The organism is Neobacillus niacini (genome assembly GCF_030817695.1).
Lineage (GTDB): Bacteria > Bacillota > Bacilli > Bacillales > Cytobacillaceae > Neobacillus > Neobacillus niacini_F.
Genome location: NZ_JAUSZQ010000002.1, coordinates 3538620 through 3558701, shown reverse-complemented (window position 1 = coordinate 3558701; position 20082 = coordinate 3538620). Strand labels below are relative to the sequence as shown.

Genomic DNA, 20082 nt, shown 5'->3' with positions numbered 1-20082 from the left:
TTTAAGCACCTCGCAAATTTGTTTCTGTTTCTTCAATTTCTTTTACAGAGATATAACGTCCATGGTCTTGTTCAAATGACCTTAGAGCCATACATCCGAAAATTCCTAGAGTAGTCACAATGACAGGAATCCACAAGCTGAAAATAAACGAGAATCCCCAAACAAAGAAAATACAGCTCATGATAAATGGTATACCGCTATTATTTGGCATGTGAATTTTCTCGTATTCGCCTTTAAATAGTACATGGCCATTTTTCTTCGCGTCCCATAATGCTTCATTGGAACGTACATCTGGTAAAATTGCAAAATTATATTCTGGTACGGGTGTATGTGTAGACCACTCAAGTGTACGGGCGTCCCATGGATCATTACTGATATCTCTTGATTCATATCGAGTACTATAGTAGATATTGTAGACGATTAACACAAAACCAATAGCCATAATTGCCGCTCCGACGAACGAAATCATATTCATTAAGCCAAACCCAGCAGCCTCAGAGTATGTGTACATCCGGCGTGCCTGGCCATCTAATCCTGAAATATACATAGGCATGAAGGCTAAGATGAAGCCGATTGAAAGCAGCCATGCTGTCCATTTACCAAGTTTCTCATTTAACATGAAACCAAACATTTTTGGCCAATAATAATGCAGTCCTGCAAGCATTGCATAGACAACACCAGGAATAATAACGTTGTGGAAGTGAGCAACTAAGAACATTGTATTATGATATTGATAGTCTGCAGCAGACATCGCAAGCATTACCCCGGTAACTCCGCCAAGTGTAAATAACGGAATAAAGAGTAAGCTATAAAGCATTGGCGTCGTAAAAACAATTTTTCCTTTTCTCAGCGTCAGCAGCCAGTTGAAAATCTTAACTCCAGTCGGAACGGCTATCGCCATAGTTGTAATCGAGAAGATACTGTTTGTTAAAGCACCTTGCCCCATGGTAAAGAAATGGTGCGCCCATACTAAGAAGGAAAGCAGCGAGATAATAACCATCGAACCGACCATAGATGTATAGCCATAAAGGTTACGGCGTGCAAAGGTTGAGATAATCTCACTATAAATACCAAATGCCGGCAATATTAAAATATAAACTTCGGGATGTCCCCAAACCCAGAAAAGGTTTGCCCAAAGCATATCCATCCCACCATTATCCATGGTAAAGAAATGTGTTCCAAATTGACGATCCAGTGTTCCCATTGCAAGTAATACGGCTAAAACTGGGAATGCGAAAACGATGATGACGTTGGCAATTAAAGCAGACCACGTAAACATTGGCATTTTCATTAATGTCATCCCGGGTGCTCTCATTTTTAGAATGGTAGTAATAAAGTTAATACCGGTCATTAATGTACCAATACCAGCAATCTGGATCGCAATCATATAATAATTGGTACCGACAGATGTGCTGAATTCATTGCCTGCAAGCGGGAAATAAGATGTCCAGCCTGCGTCAGGTGAGCCGCCGACAACGAATGAAATATTGAATAACATGGCACCCATAAAGAATAACCAGAAGCTTAATGCGTTCAAACGTGGGAATGCGACATCACGTGCTCCAATTTGTAGTGGAACAACAAAGTTCATAAAAAACATGATGAATGGCATGGCCATGAAGAGAATCATAACAATCCCGTGTGTCGTGAAAATCTCGTTATAATGCTGTGCGTCAAGCAGGGTGTTTTCAGGTACTGCCAGCTGAGCACGCATCATGATGGCGTCAACTCCGCCTCGGAAAAGCATAAGGAGGGCAGAGAGCAGATACATAATACCAATTCGTTTGTGGTCAACAGTTGTCAACCACTCACGCCATAGGTAGCCCCATTTTTTAAAATAAGTTAATCCGGCAATGACGGCGATGATTGTAAGTCCGATGGCAGCCATCGAAGCATAAATCGCAAGACTTGGATGTGGAACGGCAAATCGATCAAAGAAATCCATTTATACTATCTCCTTTCAAGGGAAGATTACTTTTAATATTAATGACTCATACCTTCATGTCCGGTATGGGATTCTGTGTCAGTTTCTGATTCAGGTGTTTCTTCACTATGATCATGTCCGCTTGGCGGCGGTGAAAATTCTAGGTGAGTCCCAGTGTATGTTTGGTGCCCAAGATGACCAGGTTCTAATAATTCTTCGAATTTTTCCTCTGTAATCGGTTTTGCAGTTTCTTTTACTTCTTTTACCCAGTCGTCAAAATCCTCTTGGGACATGGCAGTAACATTGAATGTATTCTCAGCAAATCCTTTACCCGAGAAGTTAGCATTTCGGCCCATGAATTCACCAGGGACATCTGCGGCTAAATGTAAAGTTGTTACATGGTCACCCATTGCATATTTTTGTCCCCCAAGTTGTGGAATCCAAAAACTAGTAATCGGTCCATATGAATATAGTTTAAATTCCAGTGGTCGGTCTGTTGGGATATATAAGTAATTTACTGTTTCAATACCTTCTTCTGGGTAACTAAAGTGCCACTTCCAGTTTGAAGATGAAGCATAAACGACCAATGGTTCCTTATCTTCGTATCCTTTTGGTTTTGCCTCAACAATATAGTTACTTTGAACGGATACATAAGATAGAAAAGCAACGATTAATACTGGAATACCTACCATAATGACCTCAACCCAAAGGTTTCCTTCAATATGAGGCGGTTCATAATCTGCTCTTTGTTTAGAAGCACGATATTTTACTAACATATAGACTAACATTGCAAAAACAACAATGACAATTACAGCCATGACTCCTATCGATAATAGAATGTCACTTGCCTGTCTTTCTGCTTGAGGACCTTTAGGGTCCAGAACTAGTAATGGCTCACATCCAGATAAAAAGGTGATTATCGAGAGAATCACTGAGTATAAAGCCACTTTTAAGCCCTTTTTGTGCATGTTTAAATTCTCCTCTCATTAAAACTATTGTGGTTGTTCGTGAATTTGTTCACAATCTAAAACGGATGTACATGTGTTCTTAAATAAATTAATTACTAACTAATAATAATTAGTGTAATTATTTTCCCTACCACAATATTAACAACATAGTTGTGATGTTTGTATACGTTTTTTGAAAAATTTGTGACAAATTTGTTAAGGTTTAATATTCCAAGATAAAATGGGTTGGCAAGGGAAGACCACACCAGTACTAAATAATTTGTCTATTATTGCATATTAATGGGATAATGTATATGTAAACTACTGGAATAGGAGAGACAGCCATGAAAGTCAAAATCAATCGCCACGCAGCAAAAGCATTGAAAAAAATGTTGGAAGGACCAGAAGCAGAGGGGAAATTGTACCGAGTGTACGTTACCAATATACATGGCGACCATGCCCATTATGATTTAATGCTAGATACTCCAACAGAGCATGATGAAGTCGTTAAAACGGATAAAGAAATTGATTTTATCCTTGATACCCGTGATGAATATCTAGATGGAGTGTGGATTCAACTGTTCCATGTTCCAAAAGAAGAATGGGTAATTACCAACCCAACAAAAGGCGGACATCATCACCATCATTAGAAAAACGAGAAATCCTTACGAATCATCGTATGGATTTTTTTGTTTGTAACGATATTTGAGGATAAACGAATGATGGTGTACTCTAATAATAGTATGGTATTAAAGGAGTTGATTAGAGATGGAAAAACTCAATAGTGATATTGAAATCAAATTAATTGCTCTTGATATGGATGGAACACTTTTGGATGATCATCATGAGATATCAGAAGCAAACCGTCAGGCAATTAAGGAAGCTCAGGAAAAAGGAATTTATGTAGTCCTCAGCACTGGACGTTCACTTAGAAAATGTGAAAAGTATGCGGATTCTCTAGCATTAACATCCTATTTGGTGACGGTAAATGGCAGTGAAATTTGGGATGACAAAAGAGGGCTAGTGGAAAGGAATCTTGTGAATACTGATTCCATTCAATGGATGGTAGAACTTACCCAAAAGCACAAGATCCGTTACTGGGCAATCAGTACGAGCCGAAACTGGTTTGATGAAATGCCGGAGGATATTCATGGAGAGGAATGGCTGAAATTTGGGTTTAACATTAAAGATGTCCCTACCAGAGACAAAATTTTAAATGAGCTGCAGACACGTGGAGAGTTTGAATTAAGCAACTCTACTCCAACTAATATAGAAGTAAACCCCGCTGGGATTAATAAAGCCAAAGGACTGAAATTAGTTTGTGAGCGTCTCGGAATACATATGAAAAATGTCATGGCCGTTGGAGACAGTCTTAATGATTTGGCGATGATAAAAGAAGCCGGCTTAGGCGTTGCAATGAGAAATGCTCAGGATACCGTAAAAGAAGCGGCTGCTTGGGTTACATCTACTAATAATGAAGATGGTGTTGCCAAGGCAATTCAGAAATGGGTGTTGTAATAGTATCATTTACGGACGCTTAATCATTATTCAGCTGGAAATATATATTTTCTGAAATAAAATGGAACCCATTGTGAAATACTTTATATACAAGATGAAATTGTTTAAAAATGATTTCTCTTGGGTATAATAATTGGGCAAGACTATATTGCAATTTCATGTAATTGTTACATGCTAGGAGGAGCTACAAAAATGGAACAAGGTAAAGTAAAATGGTTTAACGGTGAAAAAGGCTTTGGATTTATTGAGCGTGAAGGTGGAGACGATGTTTTCGTTCATTTCTCAGCTATTCAAGGCGAAGGTTACAAAACCTTAGATGAAGGTCAAGAAGTGACGTTTGAAATCGAAAATGGACAACGTGGTCCACAAGCGGTTAACGTTCGTAAAGCATAATAAACCTTCTAAACAAAACAGACTCCAATTGTGGGTCTGTTTTTTATTTTCCTGTAAGGGATCATAAAAAAAACTCCACAACAAGTGGAGTTCAATATGTGATAAGTAAAATGGTTATTTATAGTATGGGGTTAATATATAAAATTCATACCTAAGGGTAGAATTTAATACCTGTTAGGTGGACTTTGAATTCACTATTTCTTGCACTCTGCCAACTTGACCATCCATTAACCTTACCTTTATTCCATGAGGATGGAAGCTTGAGTTGGTTAAAATATCCTTTACAACACCACTTGTAAGTTTTCCAGTTCTTTGATCAGCCTTAAGTACAATTTTAACCTCTGTACCGGCAGTGATGTCTTTTCTATTTTGTCCGTTCATTAAACACCCATTTTCCTGCGTGTATTACTCACTTTTTTTGTCTGCTGGCTTTTCATTTTTTGGCTATTTTGAAGACCGCCCTGGTTGTTATTCGCCGCTGCCGCTTTGTTCTTCTTATTCGCTAACTGCTGCTTCATAGCTTCCTGCAAACTCATTTTCTTTTTTGGTTCTTCATTCTGGTTTGTTTGATTGTTTTCTGACATTTGGATCCTCCTGAAAAAATGTACTTTCATACCCTCAGTATAATCTATTTACATTTAAATTAACAATCTAATCCGGATAGATACTAGAGAGTTAATTCACAGAATATTCTTTTTCGAAAAAGTTTCAAATGGTAAAAAATGCACTGGTCAATTGAAAGTCCTTTTGTTATTTCTTAATAATTCTAAAAAAGAATCAGTTTCGACAGCTTTTCCTGATTCCCCGTATTAAACTAATTCTTGCAGTAGTGAAAGGACGAGATTAATGCATGAATAACAAAACAGCTATAGTAACCGGTACATCCAGCGGATTTGGATTGAGTACCTCTGTTGAATTAGCACGAAAGGGTTTTACCGTTATTGCTGCTATGAGGAACAGCCGTAAAAGCAGCAGCTTGTTGGAAGAGGCAAGAAAGCATGGAGTAGAATCCCGAATCTTTGTTTTTGAATTAGATGTTACGGATGAAGATTCAATTCTAGCATTCCAGACGCAAGTCCTCGATGAGTATGGAAGAGTAGATGTTTTGATTAATAATGCTGGATATGCAGGTGCAGGCTTTGTTGAAGAAATATCGATGGATGAATACCGTAGTCAATTTGAAACAAATGTCTTTGGGGTTATTGCCGTCACTAAGGCCTTTTTACCTGTAATGAGGAAACAAAGGCATGGATGTATTATAAATGTCAGCAGTATAAGCGGTAAGGTAGCGTTCCCCGGACTGTCACCGTATATTGCCTCAAAACATGCCATTGAGGGCTGGAGTGAGAGTCTTCGTTTAGAAATGCAGCCATTTGGAGTGAAGGTGGTATTGATTGAACCTGGTTCCTACAAAACAAATATTTGGTCAAGTGGTAAACAGATTGCAGTTGAATCATTGCAGTCAAATTCTCCTTATCAAGATTATTTGCAAAGCATTGAAAGATATATTGCAAAAGGTGAAAACAGCTTCGGAGACCCTCTGGAAGTTGCAAGAAAAATAGCCGAAATTGCGGAAATGGAAAAACCCGGCATGAGGTACCCCATTGGCCGTGGTGTTAAAACTTCTATATTTTTGAAGGTTTTATTACCATGGAGAATATGGGAAAAAATTATCATAAGTAAACTGTTCAAAAAATAGTATTAGTTAAGCAGCGTCCATTGTAAAGTATTCATGAAGTTGTCGTTTTTAGGAAGGAATTTCAGGGTTACAGTGAGAATAATAGATATATGAACAACATGTGAGGAGGGATATGTTTGGATATCCAAGTGCTTGAAAAAGAAGAAATGAAGGTAGTTGGAATTTCGTGGAGCGGTACCTATTCGCAACTGAATACCATTCCTGAATTATTTGATGTGATGAAAGAGCGGATTGATGAGGTACCTAATCAAACGAATACTTCTATCTTAATTGCTCCTTTTCATAGCAGAGAAACTGAATTTACCTATTATGTAACTACACCAGTGGAAAAACTGGAAAATATCCCAGAGGGAATGGTAGGGTTTACGATCCCTCGTAAAAATTATGTTTGTACTTCGCACAAAGGCAGCCTGGAAGAAGTGGAACATACATATAGACAAACGTTAGCGTGGATGCAGGAGTATGGCTATGATTTGGATAACCATGCCTTGAGCTTAGAAATCTTTAAACAAAATGATTTCGATAACGACGGAAGTATTCAATTTGACCTTTATCTGCCTGTAAAAACATATGGAAACGATTATTAATCATGAACTGAAGGAGAAGAATTTAATCTTCCGCTCTTTTTTTTAGCAATTCTTACAAGTATAAGGTATACTAAAAAATATATAATTGAATAATTCCTTCGGGGTAAGGTGAAATTCCTAACCGGCGGTGATGAAGCGCAGCTTCTTAGTCCGTGACCCGTTTAACGTTTGTTAAACGGTGGATCTGGTGAAACTCCAGAGCCGACAGTTAAAGTCTGGATGGGAGAAGGAAAAAATTCGGTTTAACCAAGGGAGCAGTCTACCCTTTTTTAAGCCCTATTTTCTTATTGCCTTTTCCAAGGACCCTGAAGTGTTTCAACTCTTCAGGGTCCTTTTTATTCTTTTATGATTGCAAGGTATGAAAAAATTTTTCATGACCTTGCAAAAAATAGGTAAGGAGAACAAAAGCTATGTTTACCGGTATTATTGAAGAATTAGGAGAAATAGCAAATATCCAGCGAACTGGAGAATCATTTGTTCTGACCATTCAAGCTAAAGAAATACTTAAGGATGTTCATCTAGGTGACAGTATCGCAGTTAATGGCGTATGTCTTACCGTCACTACCTTTACTAGCAGCCAGTTTACGGTAGATGTTATGCCAGAAACAGTCAAAGCTTCAAGCTTACAGTCTTTGAAGCGCGGTTCAAAAGTGAATTTAGAAAGAGCAATGGCAGCTGGTGGAAGATTTGGCGGTCACTTTGTTTCCGGACATATCGATGGTACAGGCCGGATAAAAAGTAAGAGACCTGTTGAAAATGCCGTTTATTATGAAATTGAAGCCTCACCAGAGATCCTAAAGTATGTGATTGAAAGAGGTTCCATTGCGGTTGATGGAACAAGCCTTACAGTGTTTGGTGTAACAGATGAAGCTTTTACTCTATCGCTAATCCCCCATACCTTGACTGAAAGTATTATTGGTCTTAAAGACTCAGGTGATATTGTTAATTTAGAATGCGACATGATTGGAAAGTATGTGGGGCATTTCTTAACGAGCAGACAAAATAATGGTAACAAAAAAAGTTCATCCAGAATTAGTACGAGCTTTTTAGAAGAGCATGGATTTGCTTAATTAGATAGAAGGGAGAGATTACACGTGTTTGATAAAATTGAAGCAGCCTTGGTTGATTTACAAAACGGAAAAGTTATTATTGTTTGTGATGACGAAGACAGAGAAAATGAAGGAGATTTTGTCTCAATTGCTGAAAAAACTACGCCAGAGGTAATAAATTTAATGGCTACACATGGAAGAGGCTTAATCTGTGTTCCTATTGACGAGGAATTAGCACAGAAATTAGAACTTTTTCCAATGGTCGCAAACAATACGGATTCGCATGGAACGGCATTTACCGTCAGTATTGACCATAAATTTACAACGACAGGGATATCAGCATTTGAGCGTTCCGCAACCGTACTGAGTATGCTCGACCCGGAATCAAAGCCTTCTGATTTCAAGCGTCCAGGGCATATTTTCCCTTTGATTGCCAAAAAAGGAGGAGTTTTACGGAGAACTGGACACACTGAAGCGGCAGTGGATTTAGCTAGACTATGTGGTTCTAAGCCTGCAGGAGTCATTTGTGAAATTATGAATGAGGATGGAACCATGGCACGTGTTCCCCAGTTGCGGAAAATTGCCGATGAACTTGACGTCAAGATGATCACCATTAAAGATTTGATTGAATATCGCAACAAAAAAGATAAGCTGGTCAAACGTGAAATAGAAATCAATTTGCCCACAGAATTTGGTGAATTTAAGGCTGCAGGATACTCAAACGTTATTGATGGGAAAGAGCATTTAGCATTAATAAAAGGGGAAATTAATCCTGAGAATCCAATCCTTGTTCGTGTTCATTCCGAGTGTTTAACCGGTGATGTTTTCGGTTCTTACCGCTGTGAATGCAGGCCGCAGCTGCATGCCGCATTAAGTCAAATTGAAAAAGCCGGAAACGGAGTTCTTCTTTATATGCGTCAGAGCAATGGTTTAGTCAATAAATTGCGGGCACACGAGCAACTAGAGGATGGTCACAATGCTGTTGAATCAGATTTACGTGAATTTGGTATTGGTGCTCAAATATTAAAGGATCTAGGGATTAGCAAAATGAAATTGTTAACCAATAATCCGCGAAAAATAAAAGGAATTAAGGGATTTGATCTTGAAGTCGTTGAAAGTGTTCCATTACAAATGGAGATCAACGAGGAAAAGGTGAAATAAATACTACATGTATTACAAAAATTGTTGGAGGTATTATTATGGGACATATTTATGAAGGTAATTTAGTAGGTTCAGGTTTAAAGATAGGAATTGTTGTAGGACGTTTTAACGAGTTTATAACCAGTAAATTATTGAGCGGAGCGCAGGATGCCCTTAAAAGACATGGTGTAAGCGAAGATGATGTGGATATTGCATGGGTTCCAGGTGCCTTTGAAATTCCGTTAGTGGCTCAAAAAATGGCCATTAGTAAAAAATATGACGCTGTTATTACCTTAGGAACCGTAATTCGTGGGTCTACACCACATTTCGACTATGTATGTAATGAGGTTGCCAAGGGTGTTTCAAGACTTAATCTAGATACCGGCATTCCTGTTATTTTTGGAGTTTTGACTACAGAATCGATTGAACAGGCAATTGAACGTGCAGGAACAAAGGCTGGAAATAAAGGCTGGGATGTTGCAAACGGTGCTATTGAAATGGCGAATTTATTGAGAAGTTTCGAATAAAAGAAGTATTCTGGCGAAATTTGCTAAAAAAACATAGCTTTCATTTTCATTTACTATATAATAAGTCTATCATAAAAAAATTATCGAAGAATAGGTGCTGAAAATCTTAACCGTTTTTAGCTTAAAAGGGAAGTTGGTTAAAGTCCAACGCGGTCCCGCCACTGTAAATGGGAGCAACCTGCAAAATGTCACTGTCAATTTGATGGGAAGACGCAGGAAGCGATGACCATGAGCCAGGAAACCTGCCTTATTCTAGTGCCCCAAAAAGAACCTACGAGGATAGGGAGGTGTGGACGACTAGAGTCATTTTTAATGACATTTAATCAAACCAACATCTCTACCTTACGTAGAGATGTTTTTTGTTTGAATTTTTTTTGAGGATGCATTTTTTTGTGATGTATTTTGACAGAAGTCATAGGGGGAAGAAATTTGAAAAAATTATCAGCGTTATTATTAATTCTTTTGTTAACAATTGGTGCGCTAGCAGCATGTGGTGAACAAAAAGATACGGTAAAGGATGAAGGAAACAGCAGCACTGAGCAAAAAGGAGAGGAAACGGTATATCCTGTAACGATTAAAGACGCATTAGACAATGAGGTAACGATTAAGGCAAAGCCAGAAAAAATCGTTTCATTGATTCCAAGCAATACAGAGATCGCTTTTGCCCTCGGACTTGGAGAACAAGTGGTAGGTGTTTCTGATTTTGATAATTATCCTGAAGAAGCCACAACAAAAGAGAAAATCGGCGGAATGGAAATTAATATTGAAAAAATAATTTCATTGCAGCCCAATTTAGTGTTAGCACATGCTTCCGCAATGAATGGGACAGAAGGCCTGCAACAATTAAGGGATGCCGGGCTGACAGTTTTAGTTGTAAATGAAGCCCAAAATTTTGAGCAGATATATGATTCGATTGCTATGATTGGAAAGGCGACAGGTGAAAACAAGAAGGCTGAAGAACTAATTAAGAGTATGCGAGATAAACTAGCAGATATTAAAGCCAAGGCCGGAGAAATTAAAGAAAAGAAAAAAGTGTTTGTAGAGGTATCTCCTGCTCCTGAAGTGTTCACAACCGGAAAAAACACATTTATGGACGAAATGATTAGTTTGATTAATGCTGAAAATATTGCAGATGACCAAGAGGGCTGGATTAAAATCGATCAAGAAGTGATGATTGAGCGAAATCCAGATGTCATCATTACTACATATGGTTTTTATACGGAAAATGCTGCTGAACAAGTGTTAGCCAGACAAGGATGGGAAAATGTCAATGCCATTAAGAATAAGCAAGTCATCGATGTAGACTCTGATCGTGTGACCCGCTCTGGCCCTAGGATTGTTGAAGGAGTAGAGGAACTTGCAAAGGCTGTCTATCCAGAAGTTTTTAAATAATAAAATAATAGCCTACTTACTTGCGGGAAGTTTTCTTCTCTTTTCAGTTTTGTTAGGAATTTCGATAGGAACCGTTTCGGTTCCTATCTTTACCATTATTGAAATTATAATGTGGAAGCTTTCTGGGTCTACTTCATTGGATCATATTGACCCCATGTTTTCGAGTATTGTTTTGAATATCCGGTTGCCACGAGTTATTTTAGCTGGTTTAGTAGGGGCTTCTCTCGCGATCGCAGGAGCAGCCTTTCAAGGATTATTAAGAAATCCTTTAGCAGATCCATATACCTTAGGCGTATCATCCGGTGCGTCCGTTGGGGCAGTACTCACTTTATTTTTTCAATTATCTATTCCCCACATCGGCAACTTTACCCTTCCATTACTCAGCATTTTGTTTTCTTGGGCTACCATTTTATTCGTGCTGGCGTTCGCAAGGAAAATTGAACGCTCAATGAGAGTGGAAACCATTATCTTAACGGGAATCATTTTTAGTTCATTTCTCGGTGCATTCATTTCACTTATGATTGCTTTAACAGGCGATGAGCTTAGACAAATTATAGGCTGGCTATTGGGAAGTGTATCAATGAGAGGCTGGGAATACATAAGAATTATTTTACCTTTTTTTGTGCTAGGTTCCATCATCCTTATTTTCAATGCCAAAGAATTAAATGCCATGTCCTTTGGTGAGGAACGTGCCCACCATTTAGGAGTAAACGTTCAAAAAAGGAAACTAATCATCTTAACGGCTGGGTCAATCTTAACTGGTGCGGCGGTTGCTGTTTCAGGAACGATTGGTTTTGTTGGATTAGTCATACCACACCTTTCAAGATTATTGTGGGGACCGGACCATAGACACCTGCTCCCGTTATCAATCCTTACTGGAAGTGGATTTTTAATTTTAGCAGATTTAATCTCAAGAACGATTATTTCTCCAACTGAGTTACCAATAGGAGTCATAACTGCATTAATTGGTGCCCCGGTATTTGCATTAATCCTAATACAGAGAAGAAGAATGGAAAGAAGTGGATAAAGGGATGCTTAACATTCAACATGTTGCAGGCGGATATTCAGATGAACATGTCCTGAAGGATATTTCTTTTGAAGTTCAAAAAGGTGAATTATTCGGTATCTTGGGACCGAATGGAAGCGGTAAGACCACCTTATTGAAAATGATAAGCGGAATCTTGCCGATTGTAAAAGGTGATATTTTTATAAAAGGTAAAGCGCTGCAGGAATATAATACAAAACAACTTGCTCAAATCGTAGCTGTTTTGTCGCAGCATTCTTCGCAATCATTTTCCTATACCGTAAAAGAAACGGTTTCTCTTGGTCGGTATGCCCATCAAACCGGCTGGTTTCAGACCTGGGGAGAAAAGGATGAAAAAATTGTACAACGGGTTATGAAGCAAACAGGCATTACGTCATTACAAAATAAAACGATACAAGAGTTATCCGGAGGGGAAAAACAAAGAGTATTTTTAGCTCAGGCACTCGCTCAAGAACCTGAAATTCTTCTATTAGATGAACCAACGAACCATTTAGATTTATCCTATCAAAAAGAATTATTGGATTTATTAAAGAATTGGACATCTGAAACAGGTCTAACTGTCGTATCTATTTTTCATGATTTAAATCTTGCAGGCTTATATTGCGATCGATTACTTTTGCTTGAAAATGGCACCATTAATATCAACCATATCCCGAACGAAGTGCTTAGAGAAGAAAGAATACGAGATGTTTACCATACCGATATTCAGAAGCTTCCTCATCCAAGAGTACCAGCACCTCAAATGGTGTTAATACCAGATGAGAGGCAGGATAAGGAGAAAATTAAAATAGATGAAGGTTTGTTACGCGTCACAAATGAGTTTATTGAATTAAGATCACCTGCTCCATTAAGGACGATGTCTTCGGGAGTCGTTGGATCAGGGACAGGCTGGCACCAAACTTTTGTTAATCGACATGTTAGAAAGGACTATAACTGCAGCGATCATCGAAAGGAAATGGCCTCCTTTTTAAAAGTAAACGGCTTTGAACCTTCAGAAACAGTTGGAATGATGACCGCAGTCTTCCTTAATGATGTTACATTTACGTACGTTGAAGGAACAGGATTCTCATTATTTGTTGTGGTAACTGCAGGTGTTGGAAACGCGATAGATGCTTCCAAAAGTGTACAGCATACCTTTGAACAGGTGCCTGGCACCATCAATACATGGATCTTCGTTAATGGTGAATTAACCGAGGAGGCCTTTATTCAAAGTATTATGACGGCTACTGAGGCAAAAGCAAAAGCGCTGCATGATTTAAACATTATGGATTCGGTGACAGGCACCATTGCGACGGGTACTTCTACCGATAGTATTCTAATAGCTGCTACCCAAGCTGGTGAAAGGCTGGAGTATGCTGGGACGATAACAGACTTAGGTAAACTAATTGGAAAAGCTGTATATGAATGCACGTTAGAGGGTATTCGAAAATCTCAAAAAAGGAAAGTAGTATGATTATCTATCACTTAGCTGCCATAACCGTAGCGTATTTCATTGATAAGGTTGTAGGAGATCCACCCCATTGGCCACATCCAGTTAGATGGATAGGAACAATGATTTCATTCTTTGAAACACGCTTAAATCATGGAAAAAATACAAGATTAAAAGGGATCGCAATGCTCCTTTTTGTTTTATTAATAGTACTTTTTATCGTAATGTTAATTGTAGTAATTAGTTATCGGGTTCACCCAATTGCTGGGATTGTCGTTGAAAGTATGATTATTGCGACAACCATTGCTCAAAGAAGTTTAAAGGAAGCTTCTTTAAATGTGTATGTTCCATTAGAAAAAGGAGACTTGGCAGACGCAAGAATCAAACTATCTTACATTGTAGGCAGAGATACAGTTACATTAAATGAAAGTGAAATCGCACGCGGTGCAATCGAAACGGTTGCAGAAAATACCAGTGATGGGGTAACAGCACCCTTGTTTTGGGCGCTTATAGGCGGTGCTCCGCTGGCAATGGTCTATCGGGCAACAAATACCTGTGATTCGATGGTAGGTTATAGGAATGAAAGATTTAAAGATTTTGGCTGGGCTTCTGCTAAATGGGATGATGTGATGAATTGGATTCCCAGCAGGATAACAGGAATCATAATGCTAATAGGAACAAAGCCTTTTAGAATAAAGTATCCGAGGGCATGGAAAATATTATTCCGTGATGCAAAGAAGCACCCGAGCCCCAATAGCGGCTGGGGAGAAGCGGCGGTTGCTGCTATTTTGGGGATTCAGCTTGGCGGCATCAACTATTACAAAGGAATCGTTTCAAACCGGGCAAAGATGGGGGATCCATTAGTCCCCATCCAAGCAAATCATATTTTATCAGCCAATAAAATCTTGGATAGAACGGTTTTTTTATTTTTACTATTGTTATGGATAGGTGGGATGATGGTTGAATTTGCCTTCACATGGTTCAAATCCGCAGCACCTTTTTAAATCGCTGGGACTTTCGTTCCCAGAGAAGTATATTGATTTTAGTGCAAATATTAATCCACTTGGCCCACCTCGTGCCCTGAAAGAGAAATGGAATGATTTTTATCAGGAAATAACCGTGTATCCAGATCCATTCGCTGAAAAACTAAGGCAAAGGATTGCTCACCGGGAGCAAATACCAGTTGATTATATTCTCATTGGAAACGGAGGAGCCGAACTTATTACACTTGTTGCCAGATTTCTTTCTGGAAAAAAGGTTGTAGTGGTAGAGCCATCTTTTTCTGAATATGAAAAAGCCTGTCGTGCAACAGATTGTGAAATACAGTACCATCAATTACTGGAACCTCATTTTGAATTAAGTATGGAACAGTTACTTCCAAGCTTATCGAGTGCAGATGCTTTATTTTTATGTAATCCGAACAATCCTACTGGTATTCAATATCCAGTGTCAACGGTACTTTCAATTATACAGGAATGTGAAAAACAAAATTGCTTTGTGGTTCTAGATGAAGCTTTTTATGATTTTTTAATAAACTACGAATCTTTTATCCCGTATTTAAATAAGTTTTCAAATTTAATCATTATACGGTCGATGACAAAAATGTATGCTATCCCGGGGATTCGACTAGGGTATTTGGCTGCAGCTCCAGCCTTAATTGCAGAAATTAGCAAGTACCAGCCTCATTGGAGTATCAATAGTATTGCCTTATTGGCAGGGGAACTATTTTTACAAGATGAAGAATTTATTAATATGACTCAAGTCTATATTTCGGAAGAACGGGAGAGATTGTTAGCGTTTTTTAAGAAGCATAATTTTGTGATGACTACGTCACAGGTTAATTTTTATTTGTTACGAGATTCAGATCAAAAGGAACAGAATAACTTTTTTGAATTTCTATTACTCAAGGGAATCATTCCCCGCCATACCTATAACTTCCCTGGTTTGGAAGGAAAATGGCTGCGTTTTGCTATAAAAAACAAGCAAGAAAATAGTAAATTAATGGAGGTATTGTTGGAATGGCGGCAGCTTCATTAGTTTTTATTACGGGCGGAGTAAGGAGCGGGAAGAGCTATTTTGCCGAAAAAATGGCTGTAGAACACGCAAAGGAAAATGGCGGGCAATTAACCTATTTAGCGACCGGTTTGGCTTCTGACTCAGAAATGAGGGAACGAATTGCAAAACACCAGAACGACCGGGAATCTGGAAAGTCACGTTGGAGAACCATTGAACAGTCACAAAATATTGGTGAGAGTGCAGATTATTTTAACAAAGAAGATATTATTCTAGTCGATTGCGTGACGACTCTTTTAAATAATGAACTGTTTTCTTCCAAACAGGAATGGGATGAGTCCTTTTTAGCACATGTAATCGAAATGATAATAACAGGTATAAATAAATTACGAGAAAGATCACAAGTGTTAATTGTTGTGAGTAATGAAGTTTTCTATGAGTCAATCGCAGAGAATGATCTTGTTTTCTCCTATTCACGAATTCTTGGAAAAATCCATCAACAGCTGGTGAAGGAGGCTGATCAAGCCTTTTTGGTTGAAGCAGGTATACCCATCAACATGAAGGGGGTTAGGAAATGAAAGGAGTTATGATACAAGGAACCTCATCCGATGTCGGTAAAAGCCTTATTGTAACAGCTCTTTGCCGCATGTTCGCGAACGATGGCAGAAAAGTTGTACCCTTTAAATCTCAAAATATGTCCAATAACTCTTATGTGACAAAAGATGGAAAAGAAATTGGCAGGGCACAAGGAATTCAGGCGGAGGCTGCAAAAATTGAGGCCACTGTATGGATGAATCCGCTATTATTAAAGCCTCGCTCGAATCAAGATTCAGAGATTGTCTATTTAGGAAAGTCGTTAAAAACTCTTTCGGGAAGAGGGTATCGGGATACCTTCTACGAAAATGGACTCGATGTGATAAAGAAGTCTTTAGACCAGTTATCAAATGAATACGATCTAATAGTCATTGAGGGGGCTGGAAGTCCGGTTGAAATCAATTTGAAGGATCGAGAACTGGTGAATATGAAGGTTGCCGAACTGGCGAATGTTCCAGTCGTTCTTGTAGCCGATATTGATAGAGGCGGGGTTTTTGCCAGTATTGTTGGTACACTTGAGCTTTTGGAGCCAGAAGAAAGACAAAGAGTGGCTGGAGTAATCATAAATAAATTCCGCGGGGATATCAGCTTATTTGAGGATGGTATTCACTGGCTGGAAAAGAAAACGGGGATTCCAGTTTTAGGTGTTTTACCATTTGTAGAGAATCATATGATTGATGGTGAGGATTCTTTGTCATTAAACGATAAGTTTGCAGTCGGCAAAAAGGGTAATCTGGATATTGCAGTAATTCAGCTTCCATTTATCTCAAATTATAGTGATTTAGAACCGTTTTTATATGAAGAAGATGTGTCGATCCGCTGGGTGAAACAGGCTTCTGAATTTGGAAATCCCGACGCAGTTATTATTCCAGGGACAAAGAGTACAATCAATGATTTGAAAAGTATAAGAGATAGAAAGTTAGACTTATTGATACAAGCTCATATTGAAAATGGCGGCTATGTTGTCGGAATTTGCGGCGGATATCAAATACTTGGGGAAGAAATTATTGATGAGGCTGGTTCAGATACAGGGATAGTGAACAATACCATGAGAGGCTTGGGTTGTATTCCTGGGAGGACAATCTTTTATGAAGAAAAAGAAACGGTAAGAGCGGCTGGAGTGTACCATGAAAATACAGGTTTGGCCGCTGATAAAAAGCTGGAAGGATTTGAAATTCATTTAGGAAAAACGGCATTACACGAGGAAGGAAGCTCATTTTTATCGCTTGAAAATGGTAAAGTAGAAGGTTATTTTGGCAGGAATGGTCAAATCATCGGGACGTATCTACATCACCTTTTCCACAATGACGAATGGAGAAATACTTGGTTAAACCTGATTCGGAAAAGCAAAGGGATTCATAGGAAAGACACAACTAATATAAGAGAACACTTAGATAAAAGATATGATGAGCTTGCCGCTCGAATGAAGGAACATTTAAACTTTGAGCTGCTAAATGACATCATTAACAAGTGGTGTTCGAAATGAGAAAACTTCTAAAGGGATTCTTAATCAATCTGCAATTTTTCACTGCCATTCCCGTACATCTTGAAATACCAATGGACAAACCACATCTAAAAAGCGCTGTTCAAGTTTTCCCGATCCTAGGTCTTCTTCAAGGGGGAATATATGCTGGGTTATTTTATCTATTGCTAGAATATACTCCTTTATCGAACTTCGCAGCGGCATTCTTGCTTTGGCTGGTGAGTATTCTATTAACAGGCGGAATACACTTGGATGGCTGGATGGACGCTAGTGACGGCTACTTTTCTTACAAAGATCAACAAAAGAGACTGGAGGTTATGAACGACCCTAGAACCGGTGCATTTGGGGTTATCTCGGTTATTGTTTTGTTAAGCAGCCGTTTTCTTTTTATATATGAGATAACCGTAGATGTACATGCTGCTTCCTATCTGATGATTGCTGAAATCCCTCTATTAAGTAAAAGCGTTATGGGTTTGTTGTTATTAACAGTAAAGACTGCAAAAAAAGAAGGACTTGGAGCACTTTTTCAAAGTGCGGCCACACTAAAGGATTTATGGATCTATGCTGTATATATAATAGGATTCCTAGCTCTTGTGATATCGTTTGATGGTGGTTTCTATTATGTCTCCATATTGCTTGTTATAGCATTCATAAGTTTGCTTCTTTGCCGCAGAAAAGCTTTAAAGTGGTTTGGTGGAATTACGGGCGACATTTTAGGGGCAGCCGTTGAAGGGACTGAGTTATTTCTATGGATGACACTGTGGTTGTTGCATTATTTCGTCATGGCCTAACGGAGGAGAATAAACGGAAAGCCTATTTAGGGTGGAATGATTCCCCTTTATGTCCTGAGTCAAGGGAGTCGAGCTCAAAATGCGATTATGATGGCTATTTTTCTAGCGACTTACCCAGATGTATAAGCACTGCAAATATACTATTTCCAAATAAAGAGTTGCACCTTCTTAGTCATTTACGAGAAATGAATTTCGGCAAATGGGAAGGAAAGACTTATGAAGACTTAAAAGAAGTCTCTCTTTACCAGCGTTGGCTTTCGGATCCTATATCTTATAGTCCTCCAGAAGGAGAGTCATTTTTGGAGTTCACTAGAAGGGTTTCTATTGGATGGGAAAAGATTACTGAACACATTCTTTCTCAAAATTTTCAACGATGTGCAATGATTACTCATGGCGGTGTCATTCGATATTTATTGTCAGAATTTGCACCTCAGCACAGGGATTTTTGGAAGTGGCAAGTACCACATCATCAAGGATATGAACTTGTTTTTGAAAAAGAAGCATTAAGGAGGCGTGACCGTTGCACTTTATTACGGGAGGTGCCTTTAACGGCAAAAGGGCTTGGGTAAAGGAAAATTATGGGCTAAGTGGTACTTGGCTTTCAGCCTATCAGGACCATCATATGATTGCTGAAAGTAACCAAATAGAAGGTAATTTGCTCGTATTAGAAGGTATCGAAGTTTGGTTAAAGAATTTAACTAAATCCCAAGATCCTTATAGATGTCGTGAAATCTGGAATAGTACCATGAACGATTGGCTTTTCTGGGAAAAAACAGACTCTAACCGGAAGCTTGTGGTGATTGGGACGGATATTACGAAGGGAATTGTCCCGTTGGAGAAAGAAAATCGACTATGGCGGGATGTAACAGGCTGGGCTTATCAAGATCTTGCCGCAAAAGCAGATACAGTAGATGTTATTTGGTATGGATTAAATCAAACAATCAAAAAAACGGGGGATGGGAAGCTATGAGACTTTATACAAGAACTGGTGACAAAGGAAAGACAAGTATTATTGGAGGAAGAGTCGACAAGGATGATATTCGAGTGGAAGCTTATGGAACAGTTGATGAAGTAAATTGCTTTGTCGGCCAGGTTATGACCGAGCTAGATGTGGAAATTTTTAAGGATGTTTTGGCAGATCTTGAAAAAGTACAGCATGAATTATTTGATTGTGGCGGGGATTTAGCCAATATTTCAGACAAGATTGAGTATAAGCTGCAGAAGGACGCCATTGACTATTTAGAAACCAAAATTGATGAATATATTCAAGAAGCTCCAGAGCTGGAAAGGTTCATTTTACCAGGTGGAACGAAACCTGCAGCTTCGATTCATATTGCTAGAACAGTGACGAGAAGAGCAGAGAGATTAGTGGTTTCCTTAATGAAGACCGACGAGAAAACTCCTGAACTAGCATTAAAATATTTAAATCGTCTTTCCGATTATTTCTTTGCATTAGCAAGAGTGGTAAATTTTCGACTCAACGTAAAAGATGTAGAGTATGTTCGAAGTGCAAAAGTATTCAGGGATGGGAAACGCAAAGATGAAAAGTAG

At 38.7% G+C, this 20082-nt stretch carries 23 protein-coding genes and 2 riboswitches; of the genes, 19 read left to right on the top strand and 4 right to left on the bottom strand.

What is annotated here, in order from left to right; translation table 11 throughout:
* Window position 1: 1 nt before the first annotated feature.
* Entirely contained in the window at window positions 2–1945 is a 1944-nt protein-coding gene (gene qoxB / locus QFZ28_RS18090; RefSeq protein ID WP_307195938.1) for a cytochrome aa3 quinol oxidase subunit I, read from the bottom strand.
* Window positions 1946–1983: 38 nt separating this feature from the next.
* A complete protein-coding gene (gene qoxA / locus QFZ28_RS18085; RefSeq protein ID WP_307195937.1) occupies window positions 1984–2892 on the bottom strand; it encodes a cytochrome aa3 quinol oxidase subunit II in 909 nt (302 codons plus the stop codon).
* A gap of 323 nt (window positions 2893–3215) precedes the next feature.
* Between qoxA and QFZ28_RS18080 the strand changes: the two genes are divergently transcribed.
* From QFZ28_RS18080 to QFZ28_RS18070, 3 genes are all read left to right on the top strand, one after another.
* Window positions 3216–3521 (top strand): iron-sulfur cluster assembly accessory protein, encoded by a 306-nt coding sequence (locus tag QFZ28_RS18080; protein WP_307195936.1) that lies wholly within the window; start codon window positions 3216–3218, stop codon window positions 3519–3521.
* Window positions 3522–3639: 118 nt separating this feature from the next.
* Complete coding sequence (locus QFZ28_RS18075; RefSeq protein ID WP_307195935.1) at window positions 3640–4389, top strand: Cof-type HAD-IIB family hydrolase; 750 nt, start codon at window positions 3640–3642, stop codon at window positions 4387–4389.
* Window positions 4390–4581: 192 nt separating this feature from the next.
* Entirely contained in the window at window positions 4582–4782 is a 201-nt protein-coding gene (locus QFZ28_RS18070) for a cold-shock protein (protein WP_307195934.1), read from the top strand.
* A 174-nt stretch (window positions 4783–4956) separates the two neighbouring features.
* Here the strand turns inward: QFZ28_RS18070 and QFZ28_RS18065 are convergent, their stop codons facing one another.
* A complete protein-coding gene (locus QFZ28_RS18065) occupies window positions 4957–5163 on the bottom strand; it encodes a YwbE family protein (protein ID WP_307195933.1) in 207 nt (68 codons plus the stop codon).
* Window positions 5163–5366: a hypothetical protein gene (locus QFZ28_RS18060; protein ID WP_307195932.1), complete on the bottom strand. Its 204-nt coding sequence runs from the start codon at window positions 5364–5366 to the stop codon at window positions 5163–5165. Before QFZ28_RS18060 ends, QFZ28_RS18065 begins: the two co-directional genes overlap by 1 nt.
* Before the next feature lie 266 nt (window positions 5367–5632).
* On the opposite strand from QFZ28_RS18060, the gene QFZ28_RS18055 reads away from it, so the two are divergent.
* The 16 genes from QFZ28_RS18055 to QFZ28_RS17980 all read left to right on the top strand — a co-directional run bounded on the left by QFZ28_RS18055 (window position 5633) and on the right by QFZ28_RS17980 (window position 20082).
* Window positions 5633–6481 (top strand): oxidoreductase, encoded by an 849-nt coding sequence (locus QFZ28_RS18055; RefSeq protein ID WP_307195931.1) that lies wholly within the window; start codon window positions 5633–5635, stop codon window positions 6479–6481.
* Window positions 6482–6597: 116 nt separating this feature from the next.
* The gene (locus tag QFZ28_RS18050; protein WP_307195930.1) at window positions 6598–7068 is read left to right on the top strand and encodes a GyrI-like domain-containing protein; all 471 of its coding nucleotides are present in this window, start codon (window positions 6598–6600) and stop codon (window positions 7066–7068) included.
* Between the two features lie 90 nt (window positions 7069–7158).
* Window positions 7159–7303: riboswitch (FMN riboswitch) on the top strand.
* Window positions 7304–7478: 175 nt separating this feature from the next.
* The gene (gene ribE / locus QFZ28_RS18045) at window positions 7479–8138 is read left to right on the top strand and encodes a riboflavin synthase (RefSeq protein ID WP_307195929.1); all 660 of its coding nucleotides are present in this window, start codon (window positions 7479–7481) and stop codon (window positions 8136–8138) included.
* A gap of 24 nt (window positions 8139–8162) precedes the next feature.
* Window positions 8163–9278 (top strand): 3,4-dihydroxy-2-butanone-4-phosphate synthase, encoded by a 1116-nt coding sequence (ribB, locus tag QFZ28_RS18040; protein ID WP_307195928.1) that lies wholly within the window; start codon window positions 8163–8165, stop codon window positions 9276–9278.
* Window positions 9279–9316: 38 nt separating this feature from the next.
* A complete protein-coding gene (ribH, locus tag QFZ28_RS18035) occupies window positions 9317–9784 on the top strand; it encodes a 6,7-dimethyl-8-ribityllumazine synthase (protein ID WP_307195927.1) in 468 nt (155 codons plus the stop codon).
* 75 nt (window positions 9785–9859) lie between these two features.
* A riboswitch (cobalamin riboswitch) is annotated at window positions 9860–10048 on the top strand.
* A 165-nt stretch (window positions 10049–10213) separates the two neighbouring features.
* Window positions 10214–11176, top strand: coding sequence for an ABC transporter substrate-binding protein (locus tag QFZ28_RS18030; protein WP_307195926.1), 963 nt, complete (start codon window positions 10214–10216; stop codon window positions 11174–11176).
* Window positions 11142–12203, top strand: coding sequence for a FecCD family ABC transporter permease (locus QFZ28_RS18025; protein WP_307195925.1), 1062 nt, complete (start codon window positions 11142–11144; stop codon window positions 12201–12203). The genes QFZ28_RS18030 and QFZ28_RS18025 overlap by 35 nt, the downstream gene beginning before the upstream one ends.
* Before the next feature lie 4 nt (window positions 12204–12207).
* Complete coding sequence (locus QFZ28_RS18020) at window positions 12208–13674, top strand: adenosylcobinamide amidohydrolase (protein WP_307195924.1); 1467 nt, start codon at window positions 12208–12210, stop codon at window positions 13672–13674.
* A complete protein-coding gene (cbiB, locus tag QFZ28_RS18015) occupies window positions 13671–14654 on the top strand; it encodes an adenosylcobinamide-phosphate synthase CbiB (RefSeq protein ID WP_307195923.1) in 984 nt (327 codons plus the stop codon). The genes QFZ28_RS18020 and cbiB overlap by 4 nt, the downstream gene beginning before the upstream one ends.
* On the top strand, window positions 14611–15687 hold the full coding sequence (gene cobD, locus QFZ28_RS18010) for a threonine-phosphate decarboxylase CobD (RefSeq protein WP_307195922.1): 1077 nt from the start codon (window positions 14611–14613) through the stop codon (window positions 15685–15687). Before cbiB ends, cobD begins: the two co-directional genes overlap by 44 nt.
* On the top strand, window positions 15669–16241 hold the full coding sequence (locus tag QFZ28_RS18005; protein WP_307195921.1) for a bifunctional adenosylcobinamide kinase/adenosylcobinamide-phosphate guanylyltransferase: 573 nt from the start codon (window positions 15669–15671) through the stop codon (window positions 16239–16241). Before cobD ends, QFZ28_RS18005 begins: the two co-directional genes overlap by 19 nt.
* Window positions 16238–17743, top strand: coding sequence for a cobyric acid synthase (locus QFZ28_RS18000; protein WP_307195920.1), 1506 nt, complete (start codon window positions 16238–16240; stop codon window positions 17741–17743). The genes QFZ28_RS18005 and QFZ28_RS18000 overlap by 4 nt, the downstream gene beginning before the upstream one ends.
* On the top strand, window positions 17740–18531 hold the full coding sequence (gene cobS / locus QFZ28_RS17995) for an adenosylcobinamide-GDP ribazoletransferase (protein WP_307195919.1): 792 nt from the start codon (window positions 17740–17742) through the stop codon (window positions 18529–18531). Before QFZ28_RS18000 ends, cobS begins: the two co-directional genes overlap by 4 nt.
* Complete coding sequence (locus QFZ28_RS17990) at window positions 18501–19100, top strand: histidine phosphatase family protein (RefSeq protein WP_307195918.1); 600 nt, start codon at window positions 18501–18503, stop codon at window positions 19098–19100. Before cobS ends, QFZ28_RS17990 begins: the two co-directional genes overlap by 31 nt.
* On the top strand, window positions 19052–19501 hold the full coding sequence (locus QFZ28_RS17985; protein WP_307195917.1) for a bifunctional adenosylcobinamide kinase/adenosylcobinamide-phosphate guanylyltransferase: 450 nt from the start codon (window positions 19052–19054) through the stop codon (window positions 19499–19501). The genes QFZ28_RS17990 and QFZ28_RS17985 overlap by 49 nt, the downstream gene beginning before the upstream one ends.
* A complete protein-coding gene (locus tag QFZ28_RS17980) occupies window positions 19498–20082 on the top strand; it encodes a cob(I)yrinic acid a,c-diamide adenosyltransferase (RefSeq protein ID WP_307195916.1) in 585 nt (194 codons plus the stop codon). Before QFZ28_RS17985 ends, QFZ28_RS17980 begins: the two co-directional genes overlap by 4 nt.

Excerpts from the sequence above, each read along its gene's own strand:
- qoxB (WP_307195938.1), bottom strand. The coding sequence starts at position 1,945 with ATGGATTTCTTTGATCGATTTGCCGTTCCACATCCAAGTCTTGCGATT.
- qoxA (WP_307195937.1), bottom strand. The coding sequence starts at position 2,892 with ATGCACAAAAAGGGCTTAAAAGTGGCTTTATACTCAGTGATTCTCTCG.
- QFZ28_RS18080 (WP_307195936.1), top strand. The coding sequence starts at position 3,216 with ATGAAAGTCAAAATCAATCGCCACGCAGCAAAAGCATTGAAAAAAATG.
- QFZ28_RS18075 (WP_307195935.1), top strand. The coding sequence starts at position 3,640 with ATGGAAAAACTCAATAGTGATATTGAAATCAAATTAATTGCTCTTGAT.
- QFZ28_RS18070 (WP_307195934.1), top strand. The coding sequence starts at position 4,582 with ATGGAACAAGGTAAAGTAAAATGGTTTAACGGTGAAAAAGGCTTTGGA.
- QFZ28_RS18065 (WP_307195933.1), bottom strand. The coding sequence starts at position 5,163 with ATGAACGGACAAAATAGAAAAGACATCACTGCCGGTACAGAGGTTAAA.
- QFZ28_RS18060 (WP_307195932.1), bottom strand. The coding sequence starts at position 5,366 with ATGTCAGAAAACAATCAAACAAACCAGAATGAAGAACCAAAAAAGAAA.
- QFZ28_RS18055 (WP_307195931.1), top strand. The coding sequence starts at position 5,633 with ATGAATAACAAAACAGCTATAGTAACCGGTACATCCAGCGGATTTGGA.
- ribE (WP_307195929.1), top strand. The coding sequence starts at position 7,479 with ATGTTTACCGGTATTATTGAAGAATTAGGAGAAATAGCAAATATCCAG.
- ribH (WP_307195927.1), top strand. The coding sequence starts at position 9,317 with ATGGGACATATTTATGAAGGTAATTTAGTAGGTTCAGGTTTAAAGATA.
- QFZ28_RS18020 (WP_307195924.1), top strand. The coding sequence starts at position 12,208 with ATGCTTAACATTCAACATGTTGCAGGCGGATATTCAGATGAACATGTC.
- cbiB (WP_307195923.1), top strand. The coding sequence starts at position 13,671 with ATGATTATCTATCACTTAGCTGCCATAACCGTAGCGTATTTCATTGAT.
- QFZ28_RS18005 (WP_307195921.1), top strand. The coding sequence starts at position 15,669 with ATGGCGGCAGCTTCATTAGTTTTTATTACGGGCGGAGTAAGGAGCGGG.
- QFZ28_RS18000 (WP_307195920.1), top strand. The coding sequence starts at position 16,238 with ATGAAAGGAGTTATGATACAAGGAACCTCATCCGATGTCGGTAAAAGC.
- cobS (WP_307195919.1), top strand. The coding sequence starts at position 17,740 with ATGAGAAAACTTCTAAAGGGATTCTTAATCAATCTGCAATTTTTCACT.
- QFZ28_RS17980 (WP_307195916.1), top strand. The coding sequence starts at position 19,498 with ATGAGACTTTATACAAGAACTGGTGACAAAGGAAAGACAAGTATTATT.